We start from the raw sequence: 8,226 nt of genomic DNA on the forward strand, positions 1-8,226 counted from the left end.
CCCCGGCCCTCGTCCGGGAGTCCGGAGCTGCCCCGTTACGAGGTGGGCGACAAGGTCGCCACCCGCACGGCGTACGGCCAGGCGCTCACCGCGCTCGGCACGGCACGCGGCGACGTGGTGGTGCTCGACGGCGAGGTGGGCGACTCGACGAAGGCCGAGCTCTTCGCCAAGGAGCACCCCGAGCGGTACTTCGAGTGCTACATCGCGGAGCAGCAGATGCTGGCGGCGGCCGTGGGCATGGCGAGGCGGGGCTGGCGCCCGTACGCCTGCACCTTCGCCGCGTTCCTGACCCGCGGCCACGACTTCCTGCGGATGGCCGCGATCAGCCGGGCCTCGATGACCGTGGCGGGCTCGCACGCCGGAGTCGCCATCGGGCAGGACGGGCCCTCGCAGATGGGCCTGGAGGACCTGGCGATGTTCCGCGCGGTGCACGGCAGTACGGTGCTCTACCCATGCGACGCCAACCAGACGGCGAAGCTCGTCGCGGCGACCGCGGACGGCGAGGGCATCCGCTATCTGCGCACCACCCGGGGCGACAGCCCGGTCATCTACGGGCCCGACGAGGAGTTCCCCATCGGCGGCGCCAAGGTGCTGCGGGCCTCCCCGCACGACAAGGTGACCCTGGTCGCGGCGGGCGCCACCGTCCACGAGGCGCTGGAGGCGGCGGACGCGCTGGAGGCGGGCGGCATCCCGGTCCGGGTGATCGACCTGTACTCGGTCAAGCCGGTCGACGAGCAGGTGCTCCAGGAGGCCGCCGCCCTGACGGGGTGTCTGGTCACCGTCGAGGACCACCACTCCCAGGGCGGCATCGGCGACGCGGTCGCGGAGTGCTTCGCCGACGGCCGCCCCATGCCCCGGCTCGTCCGGCTCGCCGTCGAGAACATGCCCGGTTCCGCCACCCCCGAGGAGCAGTTGGCCGAGGCCGGCATCGACGCGGCGTCCGTCACCGCGACGGTCCGCGTCCTGTACGAGCGCGTCGTCACCAGCTGATCGGCGGGTTTGCTCCGCCGATGCGGGGCAACCCGGAAAACATCACACGCGAGGAGCCATGGCGAACACATCAGAGAACCAGTCCGGAAACAAGCGCAAGGCCCAGGAGGACCTGCCCGGCGCGATGGACGTGCTGCGCGGCGCCCGGGCCCAGCTCGCCGAACTCACCGGCATGGAGGCGGAGTCGGTCTCCTCCTTCGAACGCTCCGAGGACGGCTGGCTGCTGCGCGTCGAGGTCCTGGAACTCGCCCGGGTCCCGGACACCATGAGTCTGCTCGCCTCGTACGAGGTGGAGCTGGACCCGCACGGCGAGTTGACCGGCTACCGGCGACTGCGCCGGTACGAGCGGGGACGGGCCGACCGCAACACGTGATCCCGGGCGGAACACCCTCCCCCGGAACCACACGGCTTCATCCGACCGCATACCACTGACAGCGAAGGAGGACCGGACACCATGACGGTTGTCCCGGCACAACAGGGCGGCAGCGGCGGGACCAGTGGTCTCTACGACGTCCTTGAACTGGTACTGGACCGAGGGCTCGTGATCGACGCGTTCGTACGCGTCTCCCTGGTCGGCATCGAGATACTCAAGATCGACGTACGCGTGGTCGTCGCGAGCGTCGACACCTATCTGCGCTTCGCCGAGGCGTGCAACCGCCTCGACCTGGAGGCCGGCCCGCGCAAGAGCCCGGGGCTGCCCGACCTGGTCGGCGAGATCACCGAATCCGGCGCACGCGGCAAGTCCAAGGGCGCGCTCTCGGGCGCCGCACAGACCATCTCCGACGCCTTCCAGCAGGCGCGTGAGGAATCCGAGCCGGAGCAGCGACCCCGCCGGCGGACCGCCGCGCGCCGTAAGGAGGAGCAGGAATGACCACGTACGTCTACGGGATCGCCCACCGCACGCACACGCGGCTGCCCGAGGAGATGGGTGGCGTCGGGGATCCCCCGCGCCCGGTGCGCACGGTCGCGGAGGGCGAGCTGATCGCCCTGGTCAGCGACGCGCCCGAGGATCTGCGGCCCAAGCGACGTGACCTGATGGCCCATCAGAGCGTGCTCGCCGAGGCGGGCGCGGGCGGTGCGGTCCTGCCGATGCGCTTCGGCGGCGTCTCCCCCGACGACGAGGCGGTACGGGCGGCGCTCGCCGAGCACGGCGAGCGGTACCTGGAGCGCCTGAAGGCCCTGGAGGGCCGGGTCGAGTACAACATCAAGGCCGCCCACGACGAAGAGGCCGTGCTGCACCAGGTGCTCTCGGAGAGCGCCGAGCTGCGCGCCATGAGCGAGGCCAACCGCAAGGCGGGCGGCGGCACCTACGAGCAGAAGCTGCAACTGGGCGAGCGGATCGCCGCGGCCGTGCAGCAGCGCGAGTCCCGCGACGCCACCCTGCTCCAGCAAGCCCTGGAGGGCGCCGCCGAGGAGCAGCGGCCCGGCCCGCAGTCCACCGGCTGGCTGGCCAACCTCTCCTTCCTGGTCTCCCGGGATCGCGCCGACGAGTTCGTCGCGGCCGTGGAGACGCTGCGCAAGGAGGCGCCGCACCTCGTCGTCCAGGTACACGGCCCGCTGCCTCCGTACAGCTTCACGGAGTGACGGGCCCGACCGACGGGAGGCCCGCGTGGGCCTGATCAAAGAGCTGCTGCTGCTCCCCGCGGCACCCGTGCGCGGCACCTTCTGGGTGCTGGAGCAGGTGGTGGCGCAGGCGGAGCAGCAGTACTACGACCCCTCGGCCATACGTAACGAACTCGCCGCGCTGGAAGAGAAGTTGATGGCGGGTGAGATCGACGAGGCCGAGTTCGACCGCCGCGAGGACGAGCTCCTCGACCGGCTGGAGAACAGGAATCCCTCACGATGAACAACCGGCTGGCAGTAGGGCTCGCGGTAGGCGCGGGCTATGTGCTCGGTCGCACCAAGAAGGCCAAGCTCGCTTTCGGCATCGGCACCATGGTGCTCGGCAAGCGCCTCAAGCTCAGCCCCGGGGCGCTCGCACAGTTCGCGGCCGGGCAGCTGGAGAACAACCCCCAGTTCAAGGAGATCGGCGACCAGCTCCGCCAGGACCTGCGCGGGGTGGGCAAGGCGGCGACCGGCGCCCTGGTGAACAAGCGGCTGGAGGGACTCGCGGACCGGCTGCACGACCGCACCCTCGATGTCCAGGACCGGGTGTCCGGGGTGGCGAAGGACGGGGGCGAGAAGGCCGAGAAGGCCTCCGCCCCCGCCAGGAAGACCGCCGACCGGGCGAAGCGGTCCGCACCCGCGAAGAAGGCGCAGTCGGCGGCGAAGAAGTCCGAGCCGGGCCGCCGAGCCGTCGGCGCGAAGAAGACCGCGGCACGCCGGACCACCGGCACCAAGTCCCGCTCCACGGAGCGCGCCGAGGCGAAGGAGGGTCGCGACCGTGAGTGAGAACGACAGGAAGCAGGGGACGGGCCTGGTCGACAGCGCGGTCACCGACCGCCTGAAAACCGAACTCCAGTCCCTCGCGCTCGCCCAGCTGGAGCGGGCACTGATAGGCATCGGGCGCAAGCTCGGCGAGTCCACGGTGAAGCTGAACGACATCGCCGAGGGGCGCAGCCCCGGGTTCGCCGATCTCGCCCTGAAGGGCGGGCGCAAGCTCACCGAGGGCAAGGGGCCGATGCGCGCCGCCCTGGAGCTGGGCGCCGACCACCTCAAGGAGAATGTCACGGACGCGTTCAAGAACCTGGGCGGCAAGCGCGGCAAGAGCGGCGGCGGCCGTAAGCCGACGGTCATCATGGAGTCGGTGGACGTGGGTGTGCCGGTCCGCGACGCCTATGACCAGTGGACGCAGTACCAGGAGTTCTCGCACTTCGCCAAGGGTGTGCGCAGCGCGGAGAGCGCGGACGACACCACGTCCGACTGGAAGCTGAAGGTCTTCTGGTCCACCCGCAGCTGGAAGGCGCACACCACCGAGCAGATCCCGGACTCGCGGATCGCCTGGACCTCGGAGGGCGCCAAGGGCACCACCAAGGGTGTGGTCACCTTCCACCCGCTGGGCGCCTCGCTCACCCGGGTGCTGCTGGTGATCGAGTACTACCCGAAGGGCCTGTTCGAGAAGACCGGCAACATCTGGCGCGCCCAGGGCCGCCGGGCCCGGCTCGACCTGAAGAACTTCGCCCGGCACATCGCCCTGCGCGGCGAGGCCCCGGACGGCTGGCGCGGTGAGATCCGCGACGGCGAGGTCGTCCTGAGCCACGAGGACGCGCTGGAGCGCGAGGAGGAGACGCGCGACGCCTCGCACGAGGGGTCCTCGCGCGAGGAGGAGCCGGAAGGCGGCGAGAAGGCCTCGCAGGACGCCTACGAGGAGGCCTATGACGACGAGGAGCCGCTGGAGGGCGAGTACGACGAGGAACCGGAGGAGTCCGAGGACGCCGAGGAGGACCAGGAGCCCGAGGAGGACCAGGACCTTCCGGAGGACGAGGACGTCCCGCGGGACGCTCCCGAGGACGAGGCCGTCGAGTACGGCGACGAGTGGGAAGAGGACGAGGCGGAGGAGCCTGAGCCCGAGGAATCCGGGCGCCGGCCCGCCAAGACCGGTTCGCGGAGGCGCTGATGACTACCCCGGGACGGCTCTCCGATCCGTATGCGTCGGACGGCGGCAGCGCGAACCTCGCCGATATCCTCGAACGCGTCCTTGACAAGGGAATCGTCATAGCCGGGGACATCCGCATCAATCTCCTCGACATCGAGCTGCTCACCATCAAACTCCGCCTCATCGTGGCCTCCCTCGACAAGGCGAAGGAGATGGGAATCGACTGGTGGGAGGACGACCCGGCGCTCTCCGGCGCCGCCCGCCGCCGTGAACTCGCCCGGGAGAACGAGCAGTTGCAGGCCCGGGTGGCCGAACTGGAGAGCCGTTACGGCGCCGGTGAGGCCAAGGGTGAGGAACGGCCGGAGGCGGTGCGCGATGAGTGAGGCGCTCTGGTACGTGTACGCGGTCGTGCGGCCCTTCGAGGGGGTACTGCCCGACGGCGTACGCGCTCTGGACGGCGAGCCGCCGCGGCTGATCGTCCACAACGGGCTGTGCGCGGCGGCGAGCCCGGTTCCCGTCGAGGACTTCGACGCCGCGCCGCTGCGCCGGCATCTGGAGGACCTGGACTGGCTCTCCGGTACCGCCCGCACCCATCAGGCGGTGGTGGCCGCGCTGTCCTCGGTGACGTGCGCGGTCCCGCTGCGGCTCGCGACGGTGTGCCGGGACACCAGCGGGGTGCGCCGGCTCCTCGACTCCGGGCACGACAGTTTCACCGCGGCCCTGGACCGGCTGGACGGACGGGTCGAGTGGGGCGTCAAGGTGTACGCGGACGCCCCGGGACCCGAGCCCGCGGCGGCGCCCGCGGGCAAGCCCGCCACCGGGCGGGACTACCTGCGCCGCAGGCTCGGCCAGCGCCAGGCCCGGGACGACACCTGGCGCCAGGCGGGCCTCCTCTCCCGCGATCTGCACGAGGAGCTGTCCGGGCACGCCGAGGCGGAGCGGCTGCACCGGCCGCAGAGCGCGCGGGTCTCCGGGCAGTCCGGCGAGAACGTGCTCAACGCCGCCTATCTGGTACCGCGCGAGCGCAGCGCGGAGTTCATCGGTCTCGTCGAGCGGCACAGGTCGAGGGTCGAGGGCGTACGCGTCGAGGTGACGGGGCCCTGGGCGCCGTACTCGTTCGCGGGGGCCCTGGACGCGGAAGGAGGAAGTGGTGACCCGGACGGTATCGGCTGAGGGCGTACCCGCCGAGCGGCAGGTCGCCCTGGTCGACCTGCTCGACCGGCTGCTCGCGGGAGGCGTGATCCTCGCGGGCGACCTCACCCTGCGCATCGCGGATGTGGACCTCGTCCGGATCGACCTCAACGCCCTGGTCAGCTCGGTGAGCGCGCGGGTCCCCTCGCCGTTCGAGAGCGGCTTCGAGAGCGACTACGAGAGTGACCCGCCCGTGCTGCCGGCGCCCGGTGACCCGCGCGCCCTTCCCGGGGAGGGCTCATGAGCGGGCCCAGGCGGGTCGAGCTGGACCCGGACACGGTGGAGCGCGATCTGGCGCGGCTGGTCCTGACCGTGGTCGAGCTGCTACGGCAGCTGATGGAACGTCAGGCCCTGCGGCGGGTCGAGACCGGTGAGCTCACGGAGGACCAGGAAGAGCGCATCGGCCTGACGTTGATGCTCCTGGAGGACCGGATGGGCGAGCTCAGGTCCAAGTTCGGGCTGCGGCCGGAGGACCTCAACATCGACCTCGGTCCGCTCGGCCCGCTGCTGCCCGTGGAGGCCTCGGCGGGCGACGGCGGTGAGGGGGAGGGCGTGCGGTGAGCGGGAACGGTGACGGCGGGGCGGCGGGGAAGAGCGGGGCGGCCGGGTCGGGCGGGAGCAAGGACTCCGGGACCCGTCTCACGGTCCTCGTCGCGCTCGGCGCGAACCTGCTCATCGCCGCGGCGAAGGCGGCCGGCGGCGTCGTGGCCGGTTCGCCCGCGCTGCTCTCGGAGGCCGCACACTCCGTCGCGGACAGTATGAACGAGGTCTTCCTGCTGGCCGCGCTGCGCCGCAGCCGCCGTCCGCCGGACCGCCGCCACCCCTTCGGCTACGGCAAGGAGCGCTTCTTCTGGTCCCTGCTCGCCGCCGTGGGCATCTTCGTGATGGGCGGCTGCTTCTCCGTCTTCCAGGGCATCGAGGCCCTGCGCTCGGGGGCCCATGAGTCGCACTCGGGCTATATCGCCGGTCTCGCCGTCCTCGCCGTGGCCCTCGTCGCCGAGGGCGGGTCGCTGCTGCGGGCCCTGCACCAGGTGCGCGGGCAGCCCGGCGGCATCGGGCACGACCCGGCGCTGCGGACGGTGGTCGCGGAGGACGGCACGGCCGTGCTCGGCGTCGTCCTCGCGATGATCGGAATGGCCCTGCACATGGCGACCGGGCAGTCGGTATGGGAGGGCTCGGCCTCGCTGGCCATCGGTGTGCTCCTCGGATACGTGGCGTACCGGCTCGGCAAGGAGGCCCGCGACCAGCTCATCGGCGAGGCGGTCGATCCCGAGATGCGCGACCGCATCCGGGCGCTGCTGGACGCCCAGCCGGAGATCGACAGCGTGGAGGCGCTGCTCACCATGCGGCTGGGCACCGATTCCGCGCTCGTGGCGGCCCGGGTGGATCTGATGCCGGGGATGGAGAGCGAGCGGATCGAGCTGGTCTGCGAGCGCATCAAAGCCTCGGTGGCCAATATCTGGCCGGACGCCGACCAGGTCTTCCTCGACGTGACGGACGCGCCCACGGCCGACGCCCGGGCGCGCGGCGAACGTATCGCCTGAAATCGATCTCTGCCCGGCTCCTATTCACCGGGAAAGGGCCCCTGTCCGGAATTCACCGTGCATGACACGGCCGGGCGGGGGCACTCGATTTGACGGAGGTGCATAGCATGGTTCCCCTTCTTGTCGTTCTGCTGCTCGCGCTGCTTCTCTTCGGCGCCGGTTTCGCACTCCAGATTCTGTGGTGGGTCGCCCTCGTCGTACTCGTCCTGTGGCTCGTCGGCTTTGTCGCGCGTCCCGCCGCCGGTGGCGGCCGTGGACGCCGGGGCCGCTGGTACCGCTGGTGACGCGACTTCCGGAGTAATTCCCGGCGCGCGGCCCGCAGATCCGAGGTACACGTTGTTGATGTACGCGTTCGAGAACCGGCCCGGCCGGCCCGGACGTGACCGCCGAATTCCCAGAGATCAGGGTGTGATTACCGTGACCGCAAAGAACGAGAAGGCCAAGGCGAAGGCCGAGCAGGCCAAGGGAAAGGTCAAGGAGACGGTGGCCCGCGCGGTCGGGAACGAGAGCAAGACCGCCGAGGGCCGCACCGAGAAGTCCAAGGGCGATCTGCGGCAGGCCAAGGAGAAGGCCAAGGACGCTTTCAAGAAGTAACCGGCTCCCGGTGCTGCGGGGCCCCGCGAAGGCCACTTCGCGGGGCCCCTTCGTCATGGCCCGTCACGGAGCGCAGCCCTACGGCTCGCGCGGTTCGCCGAACCCGGTCAGGATGGGTGGGCTGGGCCCGCCCCATGTTCAGGAGGACATGATGCTGCTGCCCGACAAGGAGACCCTCGCGCGGCTGCTCTCGCACTACCGGGCGCACGAGCGCGCGGTCCTGGTACAGCCCCACGAGCCGGCCTTGCGCAGACGCTTCGAGGACACCGCCTACACGCTCTGTGTGCTCATGGGCGAGCGCACGGCACGCGAGGCCGTGCACGCCGCCGAGCGCTACCTCGCCCTCGGCCGCCCCGCGCCACGCCCCCCGTT

General features: G+C 71.2%; 15 protein-coding genes. All 15 read left to right on the forward strand.

What is annotated here, in order from left to right:
* Nucleotides 1-990: transketolase family protein (locus ACJA3G_RS23845; protein ID WP_406555075.1), on the forward strand; the 990-nt coding region annotated here is incomplete at its 5' end.
* Between the two features lie 58 nt (nucleotides 991-1,048).
* Nucleotides 1,049-1,363, forward strand: a complete 315-nt coding sequence (locus ACJA3G_RS23850) for a gas vesicle protein (RefSeq protein WP_406555076.1) — start codon at nucleotides 1,049-1,051, stop codon at nucleotides 1,361-1,363.
* A gap of 81 nt (nucleotides 1,364-1,444) precedes the next feature.
* On the forward strand, nucleotides 1,445-1,861 hold the full coding sequence (locus ACJA3G_RS23855) for a gas vesicle structural protein GvpA (protein WP_406555077.1): 417 nt from the start codon (nucleotides 1,445-1,447) through the stop codon (nucleotides 1,859-1,861).
* Nucleotides 1,858-2,574 (forward strand): GvpL/GvpF family gas vesicle protein, encoded by a 717-nt coding sequence (locus tag ACJA3G_RS23860; protein WP_406555078.1) that lies wholly within the window; start codon nucleotides 1,858-1,860, stop codon nucleotides 2,572-2,574. Before ACJA3G_RS23855 ends, ACJA3G_RS23860 begins: the two co-directional genes overlap by 4 nt.
* A gap of 25 nt (nucleotides 2,575-2,599) precedes the next feature.
* Nucleotides 2,600-2,836 carry a gas vesicle protein GvpG gene (locus tag ACJA3G_RS23865; protein ID WP_406555079.1) on the forward strand — a complete coding sequence of 79 codons (237 nt, stop codon included), beginning with the start codon at nucleotides 2,600-2,602 and terminating at the stop codon, nucleotides 2,834-2,836.
* Nucleotides 2,833-3,381 carry a DNA primase gene (locus ACJA3G_RS23870; RefSeq protein ID WP_406555080.1) on the forward strand — a complete coding sequence of 183 codons (549 nt, stop codon included), beginning with the start codon at nucleotides 2,833-2,835 and terminating at the stop codon, nucleotides 3,379-3,381. Before ACJA3G_RS23865 ends, ACJA3G_RS23870 begins: the two co-directional genes overlap by 4 nt.
* Nucleotides 3,374-4,546: an SRPBCC family protein gene (locus ACJA3G_RS23875; protein ID WP_406555081.1), complete on the forward strand. Its 1,173-nt coding sequence runs from the start codon at nucleotides 3,374-3,376 to the stop codon at nucleotides 4,544-4,546. The genes ACJA3G_RS23870 and ACJA3G_RS23875 overlap by 8 nt, the downstream gene beginning before the upstream one ends.
* A complete protein-coding gene (locus tag ACJA3G_RS23880) occupies nucleotides 4,546-4,908 on the forward strand; it encodes a gas vesicle protein (protein ID WP_406555082.1) in 363 nt (120 codons plus the stop codon). Before ACJA3G_RS23875 ends, ACJA3G_RS23880 begins: the two co-directional genes overlap by 1 nt.
* Nucleotides 4,901-5,698, forward strand: a complete 798-nt coding sequence (locus ACJA3G_RS23885) for a GvpL/GvpF family gas vesicle protein (protein WP_406555083.1) — start codon at nucleotides 4,901-4,903, stop codon at nucleotides 5,696-5,698. The genes ACJA3G_RS23880 and ACJA3G_RS23885 overlap by 8 nt, the downstream gene beginning before the upstream one ends.
* Nucleotides 5,676-5,960, forward strand: coding sequence for a gas vesicle protein (locus ACJA3G_RS23890; protein ID WP_406555084.1), 285 nt, complete (start codon nucleotides 5,676-5,678; stop codon nucleotides 5,958-5,960). Before ACJA3G_RS23885 ends, ACJA3G_RS23890 begins: the two co-directional genes overlap by 23 nt.
* A complete protein-coding gene (locus ACJA3G_RS23895; protein ID WP_406555085.1) occupies nucleotides 5,957-6,277 on the forward strand; it encodes a gas vesicle protein K in 321 nt (106 codons plus the stop codon). Before ACJA3G_RS23890 ends, ACJA3G_RS23895 begins: the two co-directional genes overlap by 4 nt.
* Nucleotides 6,274-7,260: a cation diffusion facilitator family transporter gene (locus ACJA3G_RS23900; protein WP_406555086.1), complete on the forward strand. Its 987-nt coding sequence runs from the start codon at nucleotides 6,274-6,276 to the stop codon at nucleotides 7,258-7,260. Before ACJA3G_RS23895 ends, ACJA3G_RS23900 begins: the two co-directional genes overlap by 4 nt.
* 107 nt (nucleotides 7,261-7,367) lie before the next feature.
* A complete protein-coding gene (locus ACJA3G_RS23905) occupies nucleotides 7,368-7,544 on the forward strand; it encodes a hydrophobic protein (RefSeq protein WP_406555087.1) in 177 nt (58 codons plus the stop codon).
* Nucleotides 7,545-7,677: 133 nt separating this feature from the next.
* Nucleotides 7,678-7,854, forward strand: coding sequence for a CsbD family protein (locus ACJA3G_RS23910; RefSeq protein WP_406555088.1), 177 nt, complete (start codon nucleotides 7,678-7,680; stop codon nucleotides 7,852-7,854).
* Nucleotides 7,855-8,005: 151 nt separating this feature from the next.
* Nucleotides 8,006-8,226, forward strand: a 221-nt coding sequence (locus tag ACJA3G_RS23915; protein ID WP_406555089.1) for a DUF5133 domain-containing protein, incomplete at its 3' end; no start/stop codon positions are given.

Origin of the sequence: Streptomyces sp. YS-3, from assembly GCF_045257485.1 — a bacterium.
Classification (GTDB): domain Bacteria; phylum Actinomycetota; class Actinomycetes; order Streptomycetales; family Streptomycetaceae; genus Streptomyces.

Coding starts and splice junctions, on each gene's coding strand:
- ACJA3G_RS23850 (WP_406555076.1), top strand. CDS start 1,049: ATGGCGAACACATCAGAGAACCAGTCCGGAAACAAGCGCAAGGCCCAG.
- ACJA3G_RS23855 (WP_406555077.1), top strand. CDS start 1,445: ATGACGGTTGTCCCGGCACAACAGGGCGGCAGCGGCGGGACCAGTGGT.
- ACJA3G_RS23860 (WP_406555078.1), top strand. CDS start 1,858: ATGACCACGTACGTCTACGGGATCGCCCACCGCACGCACACGCGGCTG.
- ACJA3G_RS23870 (WP_406555080.1), top strand. CDS start 2,833: ATGAACAACCGGCTGGCAGTAGGGCTCGCGGTAGGCGCGGGCTATGTG.
- ACJA3G_RS23880 (WP_406555082.1), top strand. CDS start 4,546: ATGACTACCCCGGGACGGCTCTCCGATCCGTATGCGTCGGACGGCGGC.
- ACJA3G_RS23885 (WP_406555083.1), top strand. CDS start 4,901: ATGAGTGAGGCGCTCTGGTACGTGTACGCGGTCGTGCGGCCCTTCGAG.
- ACJA3G_RS23895 (WP_406555085.1), top strand. CDS start 5,957: ATGAGCGGGCCCAGGCGGGTCGAGCTGGACCCGGACACGGTGGAGCGC.
- ACJA3G_RS23905 (WP_406555087.1), top strand. CDS start 7,368: ATGGTTCCCCTTCTTGTCGTTCTGCTGCTCGCGCTGCTTCTCTTCGGC.